This is a genomic window from Streptosporangiales bacterium (genome assembly GCA_009379825.1).
In the GTDB taxonomy this organism is placed as follows: Bacteria; Actinomycetota; Actinomycetes; order Streptosporangiales; family WHST01; genus WHST01.
The window spans coordinates 1-17,276 of record WHTA01000097.1 but is presented as its reverse complement, the minus strand read 5'-3'; the positions used below and the strand labels follow the sequence as shown (position 1 = coordinate 17,276).

The 17,276-nt window shown below is 68.4% G+C and carries 15 protein-coding genes and 1 pseudogene; 11 read left to right on the top strand and 5 right to left on the bottom strand.

The window, feature by feature from the left end; genetic code table 11:
• From GEV07_27755 to GEV07_27745, 3 genes are all read right to left on the bottom strand, one after another.
• Positions 1-298 (bottom strand): carboxymuconolactone decarboxylase family protein (locus tag GEV07_27755; GenBank protein ID MQA06352.1); only part of this gene is annotated, 298 nt, incomplete at its 3' end.
• Between the two features lie 454 nt (positions 299-752).
• Complete coding sequence (locus GEV07_27750) at positions 753-1,256, bottom strand: polyisoprenoid-binding protein (protein MQA06351.1); 504 nt, start codon at positions 1,254-1,256, stop codon at positions 753-755.
• Positions 1,247-1,675: a MerR family DNA-binding protein gene (locus GEV07_27745; GenBank protein MQA06350.1), complete on the bottom strand. Its 429-nt coding sequence runs from the start codon at positions 1,673-1,675 to the stop codon at positions 1,247-1,249. The genes GEV07_27750 and GEV07_27745 overlap by 10 nt, the downstream gene beginning before the upstream one ends.
• A 125-nt stretch (positions 1,676-1,800) precedes the next feature.
• Between GEV07_27745 and GEV07_27740 the strand changes: the two genes are divergently transcribed.
• From GEV07_27740 to GEV07_27730, 3 genes and pseudogenes are all read left to right on the top strand, one after another.
• The gene (locus tag GEV07_27740; GenBank protein MQA06349.1) at positions 1,801-2,055 is read left to right on the top strand and encodes a hypothetical protein; all 255 of its coding nucleotides are present in this window, start codon (positions 1,801-1,803) and stop codon (positions 2,053-2,055) included.
• Positions 2,052-4,535 carry a heavy metal translocating P-type ATPase gene (locus tag GEV07_27735; GenBank protein MQA06348.1) on the top strand — a complete coding sequence of 828 codons (2,484 nt, stop codon included), beginning with the start codon at positions 2,052-2,054 and terminating at the stop codon, positions 4,533-4,535. The genes GEV07_27740 and GEV07_27735 overlap by 4 nt, the downstream gene beginning before the upstream one ends.
• A 68-nt stretch (positions 4,536-4,603) precedes the next feature.
• A pseudogene (locus GEV07_27730) lies at positions 4,604-5,145 on the top strand (hypothetical protein).
• Between the two features lie 421 nt (positions 5,146-5,566).
• Here the strand turns inward: GEV07_27730 and GEV07_27725 are convergent.
• Both GEV07_27725 and GEV07_27720 read right to left on the bottom strand, forming a co-directional pair.
• Positions 5,567-6,325: an MBL fold metallo-hydrolase gene (locus tag GEV07_27725; GenBank protein MQA06347.1), complete on the bottom strand. Its 759-nt coding sequence runs from the start codon at positions 6,323-6,325 to the stop codon at positions 5,567-5,569.
• Positions 6,326-6,331: 6 nt separating this feature from the next.
• Positions 6,332-7,096, bottom strand: coding sequence for a UTRA domain-containing protein (locus GEV07_27720; protein ID MQA06346.1), 765 nt, complete (start codon positions 7,094-7,096; stop codon positions 6,332-6,334).
• A 281-nt stretch (positions 7,097-7,377) separates the two neighbouring features.
• On the opposite strand from GEV07_27720, the gene GEV07_27715 reads away from it, so the two are divergent.
• The 8 genes from GEV07_27715 (at position 7,378) to GEV07_27680 (ending at position 16,439) form a co-directional block, all read left to right on the top strand.
• A complete protein-coding gene (locus GEV07_27715) occupies positions 7,378-8,742 on the top strand; it encodes an extracellular solute-binding protein (protein ID MQA06345.1) in 1,365 nt (454 codons plus the stop codon).
• Positions 8,742-9,677 (top strand): ABC transporter permease subunit, encoded by a 936-nt coding sequence (locus GEV07_27710; protein ID MQA06344.1) that lies wholly within the window; start codon positions 8,742-8,744, stop codon positions 9,675-9,677. Before GEV07_27715 ends, GEV07_27710 begins: the two co-directional genes overlap by 1 nt.
• Positions 9,674-10,504, top strand: coding sequence for an ABC transporter permease subunit (locus GEV07_27705; GenBank protein MQA06343.1), 831 nt, complete (start codon positions 9,674-9,676; stop codon positions 10,502-10,504). Before GEV07_27710 ends, GEV07_27705 begins: the two co-directional genes overlap by 4 nt.
• Before the next feature lie 97 nt (positions 10,505-10,601).
• A complete protein-coding gene (locus GEV07_27700; GenBank protein ID MQA06342.1) occupies positions 10,602-11,543 on the top strand; it encodes a TIM barrel protein in 942 nt (313 codons plus the stop codon).
• A 6-nt stretch (positions 11,544-11,549) separates the two neighbouring features.
• A complete protein-coding gene (locus GEV07_27695; protein MQA06341.1) occupies positions 11,550-13,040 on the top strand; it encodes a hypothetical protein in 1,491 nt (496 codons plus the stop codon).
• On the top strand, positions 13,037-14,212 hold the full coding sequence (locus GEV07_27690; GenBank protein MQA06340.1) for an ArgE/DapE family deacylase: 1,176 nt from the start codon (positions 13,037-13,039) through the stop codon (positions 14,210-14,212). The genes GEV07_27695 and GEV07_27690 overlap by 4 nt, the downstream gene beginning before the upstream one ends.
• On the top strand, positions 14,125-15,399 hold the full coding sequence (locus tag GEV07_27685; GenBank protein ID MQA06339.1) for a pyridoxal-phosphate dependent enzyme: 1,275 nt from the start codon (positions 14,125-14,127) through the stop codon (positions 15,397-15,399). The genes GEV07_27690 and GEV07_27685 overlap by 88 nt, the downstream gene beginning before the upstream one ends.
• On the top strand, positions 15,396-16,439 hold the full coding sequence (locus GEV07_27680; protein ID MQA06338.1) for a hypothetical protein: 1,044 nt from the start codon (positions 15,396-15,398) through the stop codon (positions 16,437-16,439). The genes GEV07_27685 and GEV07_27680 overlap by 4 nt, the downstream gene beginning before the upstream one ends.
• Positions 16,440-17,276 lie beyond the last annotated feature (837 nt).

Genomic DNA, 17,276 nt, shown 5'->3' with positions numbered 1-17,276 from the left:
TGGTCTGGTCTTCCGACAGTCCGGCGCGCAGCCCCGCGGCGGTGTGCGCGGCCTGGCAGTAGTCGCATCCGTCGACGGCGCCGACCGCGAGCGCGATCGCCTCCCTCGTGGACGCGTCGAACGTGCCGTGCTCGGCGACCGCGCCTTGCACGCCTGTGTACGCAGCGATGACGGCCGGCGAGTGCGCCATCTCCCCGTGGATGTTGAGCACCTTGCCGTGCCGCTTCTCCAGCGTCGCGAGCCGGTCCTTGCTCGCCGCGGGGGCGCCGGCCACGTCGTATACCGGGATGCGCGCCATGGGTATCTCCTGTCTCGGATGCGGAGTCCTGCCTCGATCCTGCGGGAACCGCTTCTGGCCGCTCTGTGAGCCAGCACACCGTCGGCGCGACGCCTGTCTGTTCAACCCCGACTACGGGGGAGTGCGCTGCTCGACTACGGGGCTACGTCCCGGCACTCGGTATGAGTGAGCCGTGGACGCTGTTCGTGCTCGGCCTGCATGCTATCTGGAGCATCGGCGTCCCGATCGCAACGGCGAGACCATCAGCTTCGAGTGCTGAGCCGAGCCGTGACTCGGCACGATTCGCCTTACTGTCACGGCCGCGCTCTTCGTCGCCGGCGCCGGCGACGCGGTCGCTGCCTCCTCGTGGTTGGTGGAACCGCCGACCTGGTCAGCAACGCTGTGCTCGCCGCAGGCGCGGTCGTCCTGGTCGTGGTCGTCGCGCTGCGGCTACGCCCAAGCGGTGCAGCAGCAGTCAACCGGCGGGTTGGCTCTTGATCGCGGAGACGTCGATGGCGAGGTCGATCTTGTCGCTCACCAACACCCCGCCCGCCTCCAGCAGCGCGTTCCAGGTGATGCCCCAGTCCTTGCGGTTCAGTGTGCCGGTCGCCTCCAGGCCGAGGCGGTGGTTGCCCATCGGGTCCACCGCGGATCCGGTGAACTCGACGTCGAGGATGACTGGCATGGTGACGCCCTTGATGGTCAGGTCACCCGTCACGCGGTAGCTGTCCCCGGTGACCTGCTCGATCGCGGTACTGGCGAAGGTGATCTCCGGGTAGGTAGGCATGTCGAAGAAGTCGATGCTGGCGGTGACGATCCGCAACGTACCGCTGGATTTCGTCGGGTCGGCGGCGTCGATGTGCAGATGTCCTTCGAACTGCATGAACGAGCCGCGCACCTTCGTCACCATCGCGTGCCGGGCGACGAAACCGAGCCGGGTATGCGCGACGTCGACGTCGTAGTCACCGGTCAATCGTATTCTTTGCGTTCGATGATCTGGCACACGCCGTCGGTGTGGTCGGTCTGGTGTTGGTGAGCGTGGGTGCGGGTGCCGGTGAGGGTGTGGCGGAGTTGGCGTAGGTCGGCGATGGTGCGGTCGACCTCACGGATGCGCTGGTCGAGCAGGGCGACGACGTGGCGGCAGGGGGTGGTGCCGCTGCGGCGGAGGTCGAGGATGTCGCGGATCTCGCCGAGGGACAGGCCGAGGGTCTTGGCCTGGCGGATGAACTGCAGCACGGCGATGTCGTCGTCGGTGTAGGTGCGGTAGCCGGCGTCGGTGCGCTTCGCCGGTGGCAGCAGCCCCTTGGTCTCGTACAGCCGGACCGCTTTGGCGGAGAGTCCGGCGGCCTGGGCGGCCTTGCCAACGGTCCAGGTCGCCGGCGCGGTGTCGGTGCTCACGATGGCCTCCTTGCTCCTTCCAGGATACGCAGCTTGACCTTGCCCCAGGGGCAAGCTCGTAATGTGCGAAGCGAGTCGGGAAACAGCAGGTCGGAGCCCGTACTAGCAACGCGAAGGGGAACGCGATGGGTCAGATCGTGACGGTCCAGGTGGAGGGCATGGACTGCGCTGCCTGCGGCCGGCGCCTGCAGAAGGTGCTCGGCCGCCTGGACGGTGTCGGCGCCGTGGAGGCGGATCACGCCACGGGTGCGGTGCGGGTGCGGTTCGATGCCGGTCGCGTCGACGCCGAGGCGTTAGCACAGCTGGCGGCCGAGTGGGTCGAGCAGGCGGGTTTCACTGTCACCGGCACCGATATCGGTGGGAAGGAGGTCCGGTCGTGAGTGTGGACACCGAGCGCGACGCCGCGTTGTGGGCGGTGGAGCCGTCCACGGTGGCCGGGCATGCCCGGATTCGGGCGCGGATCGCGGGGCTGCATTGCTCGCTGTGTACGGGCACGATCGAGAAGGCGTTGGGCCGGATGGACGGGGTCGGGCAGGTCGCGGTGAGCCTGACGCATGAGCAGGCGCTGGTGGACTACGACCCCGACGTGATCGCCCCGGAGCGGATCCTGTCCACGCTGCGGGACATCGGCTATGAGCTGTACGACCCGCGGAAGCTGCGGCCGTTCGAGGAGGAAGAGGCGCAGCTGGTCCGTGAGGGTCTGCGGCTGTTGGGGGCGATCACCGCGAGCTTGGCGGCGATCGGGTTGATCGCCACCGTGACCGGGGTCTGGTCGGTGCTGGTGCCGGCCAGCGTGGTGGTGGTGATGGTGCCGGTCGCGTATCTGATCCTGCGCCCCGCGGGGCGGGTCAAGGCGTTGCTGGGCGCGGCGGGTATCGTCGCGCCCGGTGTGGCGGCGCTGCTGCTGCGCGCGACCGGGGTGCTGGCCGAGCCGGTGATCGGATGGCTGGCGGGAGCCCTGGCGGTGACCGTCGTCGGCGGTGTGGCCTTGCACATCCTGCGGATGGCGTATCAGTCGCTGCGTCGCGGGATCTTGAACCAGCATGTGCTGTTGGAGATCGGCGCGTTCGCCGGGCTGGCCGGCGGCGTCATCGGCCTGACCGGGGTGTTGCCCGGCTATCCGACGGCGGCGTTTTTCGCCGTGTCGGTGATGGTGGCGAACTACCACATCTTCTCCGAGTGGCTGTCGCTGCTGGTCAAGACCCGCTCCAGCCAGGCGGTGAAGAAGCTGCTGGACCTGCAGCCGGATCTGGCGCGGGTGGTCCGCGACGGGGTCGAGGTCGAGCTGCCGGTCGACGACGTCGGCGTCGGCGAGCTGCTGCGCATCCGTCCCGGGGAGCGCATCCCGGTGGACGGCCGCGTGGCCGACGGGTACTCCACCGTGGACCTGTCGCTGGTCACCGGCGAACCCATCCCGCAGGAAAAGGGTCGTGGTGACTCGGTGGTGTCCGGGGCGCTCAATGGCGCCGGCACGCTGCTGGTCGAGGCGACCACGGTGGCGGCGGAGAGCTTCCTGGCCCAGGTGGTCCGGCACGTCGAGGACGCCCGCGCGCTCAAACCCGGCATCCTGCACCTGGTCGACCGGATCCTGCGGATCTACACCCCCACCGTGTTGTCGATCTCCGCGCTGGCGTTGCTCGGCTGGTTGGTCGGCAGCTGGGCGCTGGCCGGCGAGGTGAACGTGCAGCGGGCGGTGTTCGCGGCGCTGACCGTGCTGGTGATGGGCTACCCGTGCGCGGTCGGGATCGCCGCGCCGCTGGCGATCGTCCGTGGCGCCGGCGAGGCCGCCGACCTCGGCATCATCATGCGCACCGGGGAGGCGTTCCAGACGCTGCGCGGCGTCACGCACGTGCTGCTGGACAAGACCGGCACGCTCACCCAGGGCCGGCCCACCCTGCAGCACGTCGACGCGGTGCCCGGGGTCGAGCCGGCAGAGGTGCTCGCGCTCGCCGCGGCCGCGGAGGGCCCGTCGGAGCATCCGCTGGCCCGCGCCATCGTCCACGCCGCCGCCGGTCGGCGGCCGACGGTACCCGCGCTGGACGCCGACGGGTTCCAGGCCACCGCCGGGTTCGGGGTCACGGCCTGGGTCGCCGGCCAGCGGGTGCTCGTGGGCCGGCCCGCGTTCCTGGCCGAGGCCGGGATCGACCTGGCCGGTCTCACCGACCAGGTCACCGAGCTGGAAAACCAGGGGCACACCGTCGTCGCGGTCGCCCGTGACACCCGCGCCGTCGGGCTGCTCGCGCTGGCGGACACCCTGCGCCCGGAGGCGACCGAGGCGGTCGCCGGACTGCGCCAAGCCGGGCTCACGCCGGTGCTGGTCACCGGTGACAACGCCCGCGCCGCGCGGCACATCGCCGGCGAGCTCGGCATCGAGCAGGTGCACGCCGAGGTGCTGCCCGAGGGCAAGGCCGACCTCGTCGGCCGGTTCCAGACCGGCGGGCACAAGGTCGCGATGGTCGGTGACGGGATCAACGACGCGCCCGCGCTGATGCGCGCCGACGTCGGCCTCGCGATGGGCTCCGGCACCGACATCGCCACCGAGTCCGCCGACATCATCATCGTCCGCGACGACCTCAACCTGGTGCTCACTGCTCGCGGCATCAGCCGCCGCTCCTACCGCCGGGTGCGGCAGAACGTCGCGCTGGCGTTCACCTTCAACGGCATCGGCATCCCGCTGTCCACTACCGGCCTGGTGTATCCGGTGTGGGCGATGGTGGCGATGGCCGCCTCGGTGACCAGCCTGTTCGTCAACTCCCTTGGCGGCCGCCCCAGCCTGCTGTTCCAGGCCATCGGCAGCGTTGGCCGCACCGACACCGACACCGCCGAGGAGACCACGGAGACGGAGGTAGCCGCCTCGTGACGACGCAGGTTGATCAGCGGTCCGCGCTGGTCATTGGGGCCGGAGTGAGTGGGCTGACCACCGCGCTGATGCTGGCCCGGCGGGGCTGGCGGGTCACGGTCGCCGCCGACCGCGTCGGGACGGGCACGGTGTCCACCGTGGCGGGCGCGTTGTGGGAGTGGCCGCAGTCGGTGTGCGGCCGGCATCACGGCGAGGCGGTGCTGGCCCGGTCGTCGACGTGGGCGATGGCGTCCTACCACAGGTTCGCCCAGCTTGCCGCGAACCCGCACACCGGCGTGAGCCTCCGCCCCGCGGTCTTCTACTTCACCCACCCTGTCGCCGAGGACCCGGCCGAGCTGGCGAAGATGCGGCAGGTCGAGTAGCAGGTGCCCGGGTTCACCCACGATCCCGGCCCGCCGCACACGGCGTCAACCCCGGCACCGGGGTCGTTGACGCCTACTCCTCGGGTACGTCGGCATCTGCCCTGCTGCGTTGTCATCAGGCTAGTGTCCCGATGAGGGGCCGTCCGCCGAGGCGAGCTGCGGGTGGCCGGCCCCGGCAGGCCGTCTCGTGGGCTCGCAGCGCCCAGCGCCGTCAGGTGGCTTTGTTGCCAGGCCTCGTTGGCCGGTGATCTCGATGGACGCATAGCCGACGGTGATCAGACCCTCGTGCTCCAGGTCTTGGCCGCGGCCGAGAAGTTCGAGTAGTAGCGCGACGACCGTGATCGGCCGCCACATGGGAGGCTGAGTGCTCGGCGACAGTGTGGTGCTTCTGGACACCGCCGGAGCCGCTTGCACGGATTGGTGCACGGCACGCCAGTTGGGTCGGGTCCGCGCCCGTACCCCGGCGGCGCCTGACACCACGGTGGGGTGAACGCTTGCGGTTCCCGCCGGGTGAGGTTGTGGGCGGCCGACAGCAGCGCGCCCTCTTGTGCTCACTCTCGGCGGCCGCGAATACGCAGCTACCGCACAGGAGGCGGGCAGGCCGGCCCGCTGACCCCGGCTGGACAAGGTCGTTGGCGGCTTAGAGGTGGAGGAGGGAGCCAGGAACTCCTATGGCGACAGGATGTTCTGGGGCGGAATGAGGCGGGCGAACGACGCGGCCGAGTCGGCGATGTCGCGCCATGCGCCGTCGAGTACGAGTTCGCCGTGGCCGGGCAGGAGAGCTTCCGGATGGTGCTCCGCTAGTCGGGTCACCGTGCTCGCGTAGCGGTCCAACCGGCAGTCCGGCAGTGCCTGGATGCTGACCGCCCCGCCGGCGAACAGGCAGTCCCCGCTGAACAGCCATCCGCCGCGTTCGTCCGGGTCGGTCATGAGCGCGACGACATGGCCGTCGCAATGCCCAGGTGCGTCGAGGACCATCACCTGTATGCGGTCCGCGCCGTATGCGACGGCGTGGTCGCCGAGCACTTCGTCGACGGCTGCGGGAAGCAACCGGAAGTCCTGGGGATAGACTCCCACCTCGCGGGCGCGGGCGAGTGAGGTGCGTTCTTCGTCGGCTTCGGCGAGCGCGTGAGCTGTCTCTGGACTCGCGAGGATGCGCAGGCCCGCATCCTGCGCCGCGTGGGCGCCGCCGGCATGGTCTGCGTGGTAGTGCGTCAGCACGACGCCACGCAGAGCGGAGAGAGCACACACCTGCCGAACGTTCGCCAACCAGCGTTGGGCGCCGAGGCCGGTGCCTGCGTCTACGAGCACGCCGCCGAAGCCATCCCAGACGAGGTAGCAGTGGCAGTCGTGCGGGTCGGTGAGAGCGAGCTCGTCCGTGCCGCTCCCCACCATCCACACTGTCGTCGAGAGTTGTCGGGCAGGCATCGCGTCTCAGGCTTCCTCGGGCTGTTGTCGTGGTCGCGAGTTGTTGGGCTGGCGGCTGAGCTTACTGAGTACTTCGTAGCGGTCGAAGCGGTAACGCGATCGCGCGGTCTGTACTGGACGATTGCGCGTGTCGTAGAAGGTGTCGGTGATCTCGAGGGCTGGTGAGCCAACCGGCAGGTCGAGCAGCCGGCACTCCCGCGGAGGTGCCGGTAGTGCGCGCACCTTGCGGGTCGCCGAGACGAGAACGGTGGTCGCCGCGGTGAGCGCCTCGTGGAGCGAGCCTTCGAGATCCGCCGATTCGAGCACGCTGAGTAGGTGGAGCGGAAGGTGCGCGAGCTCGTGGCACATTGGCTCGCCGTCGGCGAAGCGCAGCCGCTCGACGGTGATCACCTCGTCGCCAGGTCGGACACCGAGCTCGCGTGCGACATCGGAGTCGGTTGCGACTCGCTCGAAGCTGATCAGCCGTGAGGATGGCCTGAGATTCCGTCGGCGCATGTCCTCGGTGAACGACGTCAGGCTGGGACCCATCTCTACCCTGGGCCGCCGGACGAACGTACCGCTTCCGGCGACCCGTTCGACCCAGCCCGCGGAAGCCAGCTCGGCCAGAGCCTGGCGTACGGTCATCAGGCTCACCCCGAAGTCGACGGCCAACCACCGCTCGGAGGGAAGCCGCGCGCCCACCGGCATCTTCAGGCAACGTTCGCGCAGGTCAGCGGAGATTGCCAGGTACTTCGGAGGGCTGCTCCTGGCACTCATCGCGCTTCCTCGCATCCGAACCGCATTCGCCGGACGTGACTGAAAGTAACGTACGAACTGTTGTCAGCTCTAGAGCGGTTGCCTATATTTGACCACAGATTCTAGAAGGATTCCGTCGACTTGGCTCGAGACGGGCGCCCGGGCTTCCGCTTGCCTGATCTGGCCCTAAGGAGACGAACGGTGAGGGCGAAAGACGCGGTCGTTGCCGCGCTGGCCGCGGCGTTGGGGTGACTGCCGCCTGCGATGCGCGTGGCGCTCGCAAGTAACCGATCGGGGGTCCAACGAGGAGGCTGAAAATGTCCGAGACGCCCGGCAGCGACCACGGCGGAGCACCACTCACCCGTCGTCGTTTCCTCGCCAAGACGGTCGGCGCGGGAGCGACTCTGGGACTCGCACCTACGCTGCTCGCTGCGTGCGGCGGTGCCAGCGGACCCGAGGGCAAGGACGACAAGAATGTGCTCACGCTGTGGCATATGGAGGAGCCGCCCAACCGGGTGAAAGCGTTCCAAGAAGTCATCGACCGTTACAACGCCACCGACCCCAAGTACCGGGTCAAGCAGCAGGTGCAGAACTGGGACGAGATCTATTCGAAGATCGCGAGCTCAATCCAGTCAGGTAACCAGCCGGATGTGCTCTTCACCATCCCCGACTTCACGACATACGTCCGCACGCTCGGGTCTGTCCGGCCGGTGTCCAAAAAGGTGGAAGGGCTCGACGCCGGGCACGGTTTCTCCGACGTCGCCACCGCCCCATACCGCGACAAGGGAGAGCACTGGGCGATCCCGTTGTACGGCATGGTCCAGGTGCTCTGGTACCGCAAGGATCTACTCGACGAGGCGGGTGTTGAGCCACCCAAGAGCTGGGACGACCTACTCACAGCCGCCAAGCAGCTCGATGCTGGCAAGACGAGTGGCATCGCGCTGCCGGCAGGCCGCAATCTCGCGACCGATCAGGTCGTCTACAGCTTCATGGTGACCAACGGCGCCGCGAACTTCTTCACCGACGATGGCGGCATCGACTTCGACAAGCCGGAGGTGGTCGAGTCCTTCGACTTCTATAACCAGCTACTGAAGTACTCGCCCTCGGACAGCGGCAGCTACTCCTGGGGCGAACCGCAGGCCGCGCTGAACAGCGGCGCGGCGGCCATGGCCATCGAGAAAGGGCAGTACCTCGCGCCGTTCGAGGAGGAGTCCGGCCGTCCCACCGACGACCTCGGCTGCGTGCCCATCCCACAGCCGGACGGCGGACAACCTGGGAGCATCTACTACTCGAACGGCGCGATGATCCTCTCCGACGACGACGAACGTGCTGCCGCGGCGGAAGACTTCCTGAGCTTCATCCTGAAACCGGACAACTATGGGGACTTCCTCAACGCCGAGCCGGGACTCTTCCTTCCGCTGACCGAGGACGGCCGAGAGGCCGAGAGCTGGACCCAGCACAAGACGATCAAGAAATACAGCCACTGCGTCGACGTCATGCTCAAGCAGGCGGAGTCCGGCGAACTGTTCGGCTTCGTCGACGGGCAGTACATCGACACCGTCGGCGAGATCTCCGGCCAGAACATCATCGCCCAGGTCATCCAACGCATGCATAGCTCCGGTCATTCACCCGCCAAGGCGGTCGCCTGGGGTGCCGAGCAGATGCAGGATGCCGTCCGCTAGTGGCCGACGAGAACGTCGCATCGCTGGCGGCGGAAGCGCCCGCTCCCAGCAGGTCACGACCCGCGGCGGCCGCACGAAGCAACCTGCTCGGCTATGTGCTCGTAGCTCCGCTGGTGCTGATCATGCTGGGCGTAATCGGCTTTCCACTAGTCAACACCATCGCGCTCGGCTTGCAGGACCAGCGGGTGATCGGCACTCCAAGCGAATTCGTCGGCTTCGAAACATTCGTCGCGGTGCTGAGCGACGGCGCGTTCTGGCGTTCTGTCGCCCGGTCCGGGCTATGGCTGGTGGGCAATCTCGCCTTGCAGACCGGACTGGCATTCGCCACCGCCCTGCTGCTCATGCGCTCCGGCCTGTGGTCGCGTACGGCTCGCACCTGGATCCTGCTGCCGTGGGTGATCCCTACGGTGGCGGTGGCGGTGATCTGGCAGTGGATGACCAACACCAACTATGGCATCATCACGAAATTCTTAGCGGCTGTTGGTATCGACATGGGTGGCCCATTCGCGAGCGCCGGCACGGCACTGGCCGCATTGACCTTCGTCAACAGTTGGCATTGGTTCCCGCTCGCCGCAGTCGTCATCCACGGTGCGCTGCACACGGTGCCGACCGAAATACTCGAAGCCGCACGCATCGACGGCGCCAACGCATGGCAGACGTTCTGGCACGTCACGATGCCGATCATCCAGCCGATCCTGTTCGCCCTGGGCCTGGTCGGCTCACTGTGGGCGTTGAACATCGTCGACTCGATCTACCTGGTTACGGAGGGCGGGCCGGCCGACGCCTCGACGACGGCTCCGGTCTTCACCTACCACAAGGCATTCAGCGCGTTCCGCGCGAGTGAAGCAGCCGCCGCCAGCATCGCCACGATCGCGCTTCTCGCGCTCCTGGTCTACGTCTATTTCAAGCTAGCCCGCCCCCGGGACGACGCATGAGTGGCCCGCATCTTGTCGCGAAGGCACCACGGCTGATCGCCATGACCGCCATGACGATCCTTGTCCTGGGGCCGCTGTACTGGGTAACCGCCTCGTCGTTCAAGGGACGCCAAGAGATCATCCGGAACGATCCGACGCTGGTCCCCGAGGACCCGACGCTGGAGAACTTCCGGCAGCTGTTCACCGCCACCGACTATCCGACGTATCTGACGAACAGCTTCGTCGTGGCATTGCTCACGGCGCTGCTCAGCACCCTGGTATCCGTCGCGGCCGGTTACGGCCTGTACCGGCTGCGCATTCCCGGCAACAACAAGGTCGCCGTGTTGATACTGGTCGCGTACATGATTCCCGGCACCTTGCTGCTGGTGCCGCTCTACCAAGTGCTTGCCGCGGTGGAGCTGATCGATACTCGGAACGCGCTCGTCCTCGTCAACGTCGCGTTCACCGCGCCGTTCTGTACCTGGTTGCTGCGCGGCTTCATCCTCGCCGTGCCCGAGGATCTGGACGAGGCCGCCGCAGTTGACGGCGCGGGTCCGATCCGCATCATGATGCAGGTTGTGCTGCCGCTGCTGATGCCCGGCATCGCCACCGCGGCGATGTACGCGTTCGTGTTCTCCTGGACCGAGTTCGTCTTCGCCTCACAGATCGTCGTCAGCGACGGTCTGAAGACGCTCCCGATCGGGCTCAGCGCGATCATGGGTCAGTACACCGTGAACTGGGGTCTGCTGATGGCCGGCACGGTCTGCACAATGATCCCGGTCATCCTGCCGTTCCTGTTCATAGGTAGATACTTCGTCCGCGGCCTGATCGCGGGAGCCAGCCGATGAGCTTGGAACCCGGCCCTGCATTCGTCAGTCAGCACAGGCCTTCTCGCGGCCTCTCCGGTGACGTGCCCGCATCGATGGAGAAGAAGGGTGACATGCCATGAAGATCAGCTTCGAGGTATGGCCGAACATGCCGTGGGGTCGATTGGAGGCCGCGGGCCCGGCGTGGAACTCGTGGGGTGACAAGTCACCGGCGTGGTGCGCTGAGCAGGTCGCCCGGTACGGCTACGACGGCGTGGACTTCATCTTTGGCCACCTCCTGCAGGGTCCCAAGGACGGCTACGCCGATCAGCTCGCACAGACTCGACGCAGCGTCGAGGAGGCCGGGATCGACGTCGGCTACGTCGCCTGCCACACCACGTTCGTCAGCCCGCGGGAGTTCGACCGGGAACGCGGGATCGATACGTTCAAGAAGGCCCTGGACGCGGCCGCCGCGCTCGGTGCGACGTCCGCGTGTACGCTGATCGGCGACGGCTACTACGACCCTCCGCTCAACGTGCTCCTGCCACGCAAGGAGGCCTGGCGCCAGTGCCGTGAGGCCATCACCGAGGTGGCCTCCTACGCGGACACGCTGGGGCTCAACGTGAGCATCGAACTGCTGCAGGGAACGATCCTCAACCGGGTAGAGCTGATTGAGCGGATGTTCGACGAGATCGGTGCATCGAACCTGCGGATGACCATGGACACCGGCGCCTTCTATGTCGCCGTCAAGCCGTTCATGAACGTGGGAGATGCCATCAAGCGACTCGCTCGGTACATCGACATTGTGCAGATCAAGGACGAGGTAGGGCTGCCCACCATCGTGAACACGAACCACATCTGGTTCGGCGGCGGTCTCGTCGACTTCCGCGAGACCTACGAGGCGCTCGCCGAGATCGACTTCGACGGGTACGTCAGTGTGGAATGGGAGGGCTGGCAGGTCGGCGGACCGATCGGTGTCGGTGAGCCGGCGGGTGTCGGGCTGGCGGACATGGACCGGGTCGCCGAGGAGTCGCTGGAGTTCCTCGCGGAGTTCGGTTTCACGCCTCGACGAAACCGCTGACTCGCCATGTCCGCGCCGCTGTTGCTCGGGATCGACCTCGGCACCACGGGCGTCAAGGCCGTGCTGGTCGATGCCGGGACCGGGGTGCCTGTGTCCCTCGGCTCCGTCGACTACCCCTCTAGTACGACTCCAGACGGTGGGCACGAGCAGGACACCGAGGACTGGTGGGCGGCTACCGTGACCGCGGTCCGCGCCGCGGTGGACCGGTCGGATGGAAGACCGGTCGAGGCCGTCGGGCTGAGCGGGCACATGCACGCGGTGACGCTGATCGGGGCGGACGACCAGGCGATGCGACCCGCGCTCACCTGGGCCGACCGCCGCGCGAGCGGGGAGGCCGCCGACCTGCGGAAGCAGCCGCAGTTCGTCCGGCGCTGCGGCAACCCGGTCGTCGAGGCGTTCTCGGCGCCGAAGGTGGCGTGGATTGCGCGGCACGAGCCGGACGCTCTGGCGGCGGCCGTACGGATGGTGTTGCCGAAAGACGTCCTCCGGCATCGCCTCACCGGCACGTGGGGAACGGACACCTCCGACGCCGCCGGAACGCTGCTGTACGACGTCCATGAGCGGGCTTGGGCGAACGAGCTGTGGGAGCTGTGCGGCGCCAGCCCGGCTCTCGCACCGGACATCGGCTTGTCCACCGAGGTGGTCGGCCGCCTGCTACCCGAGGCGGCACGCGCGACCGGTCTGACAGCAGGCACACCTGTCGTCGCGGGCGCGGGCGATGTCGCCGCCGCCGCTCTCGGCGCCGGAGCGGTGCGCTCGGGGTGTGTCTACGTCAACACGGGTACAGCCGCTCAGGTCATGGCACCGTTGGCGACGGCCGAGGCGGGTCCGCTGTTCCTGTTCGGCCAGGCCGGTGCTCCCGGCTTCCTGGTCATGGCCTCGGTCTACGCGGCGGGGATGAGCGTGCGGTGGGCGGAGAAGGAGCTCCTGGGTGGGTCGGGATCCGCTGGCGACGAGGGATTGGCGGACCTCCTCGGTAGCGAGGCTCCGCCAGGTGCCGGCGGACTGGTGTACCTGCCGTTCATGCTCGGCTCGAGCGCACCGACGCACGATGACACGGTCCGAGCGGCGTTCCTTGGTCAAGGACCGGAGCACGGCAGAGCTCACGTCGCACGAGCCGTGGTGGAGGGCGTGGCCTTCGGGTGTCTGGCCGCGGTAGATGAAGTGGCGAAGCAGATCGACGGGCTCACCGAGATTCGGGTCGGCGGCGGCGTGGCCCGGTCCGCGCTGTGGCGCGACACCGTCGTCGCCGTCGCTGGTGGACCTGTCTACGGCACACGGTTCGACGCCTCGCCGCTCGGAGCCGCTCTGCTGGCCGGTGTCGGCATCGGGGTATGGGACGACGTCGACGAGGCATCTCGAACGGTGACCGTCGATCCTCTGCCAGTACCTCCTGCTGAGGTACGCGAGCGTTGTCGCCAGGCGCGCGCCCGCCACCGAGCCGCTGCGGAAGCCGTCACGGCGTTCAGTCACACCGCCCTGGGAGGGCATCCATGAGCGGCCGCGACGCCGTCGTTGGCCTCGCTTCCGAGCTGTTGGCGGTCGAGGGGCACGAGGACCACCCGGCGAACGAGCTCGACGTCGCGCAGTTCGTCGCGCGCTGGCTGCGGAACTCCGGAGTGTCGGTCGAGCTCCAGCCGGTGGAGAGCGGGCGCGCGAACGTCGTCGCAGTGGTGCGTGGCCAGCGCCCCGGTCCTGTTCTGCTACTGAACGCCCACCTCGACACCGTTCCCCCATACGGAATGACCGACGCCCTACGGCCACGTGTGCGCGGGGAGCGACTTTACGGACGCGGTGCGGTCGACATGAAGGGAGCGATGGCAGCCATGCTCCTGGTCGTCCGTGACGTAGCCGCCCGCTCGGCCGAGCTCTCCGGCGAGCTGGTGTTCGCCGGCGTCGCGGGTGAGGAGAACGGCAGTCCTGGGATGCAGGAGCTGGTCCGCAACGGCTTGCGCGCCGACTTCGCTGTCGTCGGTGAGCCGACCGGCCTACGGGTGGCGCGCGCCCACAAGGGCGCGATGTGGATCGAGGTGCGCTTCACGGGAGTGGCGGCTCACGGCAGTACCCCGGAGCGTGGCGTCAACGCGATTCATCACGCGGCCGAGTTCGTCGAACTCGTCCGACGTGACCTGGCCCCGCGGCTGCGTGCGGCTCCTCATCCGCTGCTCGGTCCCGCCACTATCAACGTCGGCGTCGTCAACGGTGGAGATCGGCCGCCGATGGTGCCTGCACACTGCGTGGTGCAGCTAGATCGACGTTGGCTGCCCGGGGAGACATATCCCGGCGTGCTCACGCAGGTACGTGAGCTGGTCGACGAGATGAGCGGTGCGGATCCGGGCGTCCAGGCGAGTGTCAGCGAGCTGCCGGCGACGTCGTCGTTTCCCCACGTGCCGCTGGACTGTCCGGAGGACAACGCGCATCTGCGGCACCTCGCCGGGATCTGCGCGCGGCGCCTGGGGTACGACGCCGAGCCCGTGGGTGTGCAGTTCTGGACCGACGGCGCGCTTCTGGCCGACCGGACGGGCATCCCGACGGTCGTCTGCGGACCGGGTGATATCGCCCAGGCGCATTCGCTGGAGGAGTGGGTGAGCGTGGACCAGCTGGAAGCCGCCACCGCCATCTATCGGCAGCTGGCGTACGGGATGCTGGCCGCCGGAGACGCACGATGAGCGCGAATAGCGCGAATAGCGCGAAGCGGCCCGCTGTGACGGGGTCCCGCGCCTACGCGGTGGTATGTGCCGAGTGCACCGCCGTTCACGAGCTGCCCGCCTACCGCTGCGACCACTGCGCGGGTCCGCTGGTTCTGCGCATGGCAGCAGTGGCCGCCGGTGGCGTACACCCGGGCGACGGGAGCGGGGTGTGGCGGTACGGCGGGCTGCTGCCCACCACCCGGCACGCGGTCACGCTCGGCGAGGGAGGCACGCCGCTGTTGCACGCACCGTGGCTGGCGGCGAACGGCGGCTCGGTGCACCTGAAGCTCGAGTCGCTCAACCCCACGCTGTCGTTCAAGGACCGGGCGATGGCTCTGGCGGTGTCGATGGCGCTCGACCTCGACATGTCCGGGCTGGTGCTCGCCTCCACCGGCAATGCCGCTGTCTCCGCTGCCGCGTATGCGGCGGCCGCGGGCCTGCGGTGCAAGCTCTACTGCGGTCGTCAGTCACAGGCTGCGGGCAAGCTAGCTATCGCCACCTCGCACGGCGCCGGGGTGCACGTCGTCGACGGCGACTTCAGTACCGCGTACCAGGCCGCGGCCACGGCCGAAGGCGAGGGCTGGTTCAATGTCACGACGACCTACCGCAACCCGGTGCTGACCGAGGCCTACCGCGGCCTGGCTTGCGAGCTGGTGACCGACCTCGGCCGGGCTCCTGACGCGGTGGTCGTTCCGGTTGGCGCGGGACCGCTCCTGACGGGGGTGTCCGCTGGCTTCGGAGATCTTCTCGCGGCCAACGCCATCGGCCGCGTACCACGCATGATCGGTGTCCAGGCGGCAGCCTGCGCTCCCCTGGCCCGTGCCTGGGCCGCCGACGACTGGGCCTCCTCACTGGCGTCACCGATACCGTCCGAACCGACGGTCGCGGGCGCGATTGCCGATTCCCTGCGCGGGTACGAGCGCGAAGGACTGCTCACACTTGCCGCGGTCCGTGACAGTGGCGGGTGTATGACGGCCGTTCCGGAGGAGACCATCCTCGAAGCGGCCCGAGCTCTCGCCGCGCGTGGTATCGCCGCCGAGCCAGCGGCCGCCGCCTCCGTCGCTTCGGTGCGTGAGCTTGCGGAGCCGGGTGCCAGCGTAGTGGCTCTGGTCACCGGCCACGCCGCCAAGGAAGCCTTCGACGACAGGTTGGGCCAGCAAGGATGAACGAGATCGACATCGTGATCGCGGGCGTCGGACGGTTCGGCGCATTGCACGCGTCGGTGTGGGCGCAGGCGGGTGCCCGACTGGTTGGCGCGTGTGATCCGAACGAGGAGCGGCTGGCCGACGTGGCCCGGGCGCATGGCGTCGCCGAGACGGCCACCGAGCTGGCGCCGTTGTTGGCTCGACTGTCTCCCTCAGTCGTCGTCATCGCCTCGGACGAGTCCACCCACGCCTCGCTCGCGCTGATCGCGCTGGAGGCGGGATGCCACGTCTTCGTGGAGAAGCCGCTCGCACTCTCCGCCGCTGACGCCTGGACCATCCAGGAAGCATCGGCGCGTGTCGGCCGTCACGTTGTCACCGGGAATATTTCACGGTTCGCGATGCCGTACCGCCGGATGCGTGAGCGGTTGCGTGCGGATGCCATCGGCAGGCTGTGCGCGCTGCGCCTACGACGTGACTTCAGCCGCAGCTGGTACGCGTCGTTTGGCGACCGCGTCCATCCCGTGTGGGAGTCGTGCATCCACGACATCGACCTGGCAGTCTCCTTCACCGGCGCACCCGTCACCCGGGCCATGGCGATGAGCAGCGCCGCCGCCGGTGCCGCAGAACCCAGTGTGATCTCGGCACTGCTGGAGTTCGAAGGCGGGGCCACCGCCACCGTCGAGTCGGCGTGGCTCGTCCCCGACACCGCCCCCGACACGGTCTCCGGCTCGCTGGAGCTCGAAGGCACCATCGCCGCCGAGGCCGAGCTGCTCGGCCTCGACGGCGTCATCCGGCAACGCCTGCTCAGCGACGCCCTGGTGGAGTGGACGACAACAGGCAGCCGAGTACCCGACCTTTCGCTGTGGCCAGACGAGGATGGTCAGGTCGGCGGCGCCCTGCGCCGCGAGGTCGACTACGCCCTGGGCGTCGTCACCGGTCAGCGCGCCCACGACGTGATCCCGCTGGACGAGGCGTGCTGGGGCATCGCGGCTGCCGAAGCCGTGGAGCTGGCACTGCGAACCCGCCAACCCGTCACCGTCCGATCGCTTGCCGGTGGCTAGATGGTCCGTTCTCTGGAATCCGGCATGGGTGGCGGCACCAAGCATCCTCGTCTTCACGTGGTGGCGGCCCGATCTCAGACTGGCACCGAGGGCAATCGGTGGCGGGGCGGATTCCAGTGATCATCGCAACACTCGAGTGGTTCGGGAGTTGCGCCGTCACCGTGACCCAGACATCGCCCAGTACCGGCCGGTCTCGGCGCAGCGGCTGGCGATCGACCGGCGAGCCCATCGCAAGGCCGGCAAGATCGCCACCGTCTACCGGGCCGTCTACCGAGTCGACCTCGGTGGATTGAAGCGGGAACTACCACACTGAGTGCTGCCCGGAGGAACATCGCGCGGGGGAGCCTGGTCGGCATGACGATGATCGACCAGCGAGCGGCCGAAACCACCGGCCGCAGCGTGCCTGGCCACTGGCAAGGCACTCTCATCCTCGGCGCCGGCAACCAGTCCGCGATCGGCACAGTGGTCGACCGGTCCAGCCGGTTCACGTGTAATCGCACCTGCCCGGCCGGCACACCGCCGAGGCCGTCCCCGACGCGCTCATCACCGCGTTCGATCAGCTACCCGCGCCGCTGCGTTGGTCGCTGGCCTGGGACCAGGGCACCGAGATGGCACTGCACACGGAGATCGCCGACACGTTGGACATGCCGGTGTACTTCCTTCCGCGTTGGGTACGTCGACAGGAGCGGTGACGTTTGTCCGCGGACATGGAATCCTCCCCACTGACGGTCAGCTGATCTCCCCGCTGGCGGTCACGGGATCTCCCCACTTGGTGTCGTGTCGCTGCCGGTTGGCAGCGCGGTGATCCGGCTTGCTTGGCCTCGACCAGGTGTCGAG

Coding starts and splice junctions, on each gene's coding strand:
- GEV07_27740 (MQA06349.1), top strand. CDS start 1,801: ATGGGTCAGATCGTGACGGTCCAGGTGGAGGGCATGGACTGCGCTGCC.
- GEV07_27725 (MQA06347.1), bottom strand. CDS start 6,325: ATGCCTGCCCGACAACTCTCGACGACAGTGTGGATGGTGGGGAGCGGC.
- GEV07_27720 (MQA06346.1), bottom strand. CDS start 7,096: ATGCGAGGAAGCGCGATGAGTGCCAGGAGCAGCCCTCCGAAGTACCTG.
- GEV07_27715 (MQA06345.1), top strand. CDS start 7,378: ATGTCCGAGACGCCCGGCAGCGACCACGGCGGAGCACCACTCACCCGT.
- GEV07_27705 (MQA06343.1), top strand. CDS start 9,674: ATGAGTGGCCCGCATCTTGTCGCGAAGGCACCACGGCTGATCGCCATG.
- GEV07_27700 (MQA06342.1), top strand. CDS start 10,602: ATGAAGATCAGCTTCGAGGTATGGCCGAACATGCCGTGGGGTCGATTG.
- GEV07_27695 (MQA06341.1), top strand. CDS start 11,550: ATGTCCGCGCCGCTGTTGCTCGGGATCGACCTCGGCACCACGGGCGTC.
- GEV07_27690 (MQA06340.1), top strand. CDS start 13,037: ATGAGCGGCCGCGACGCCGTCGTTGGCCTCGCTTCCGAGCTGTTGGCG.
- GEV07_27680 (MQA06338.1), top strand. CDS start 15,396: ATGAACGAGATCGACATCGTGATCGCGGGCGTCGGACGGTTCGGCGCA.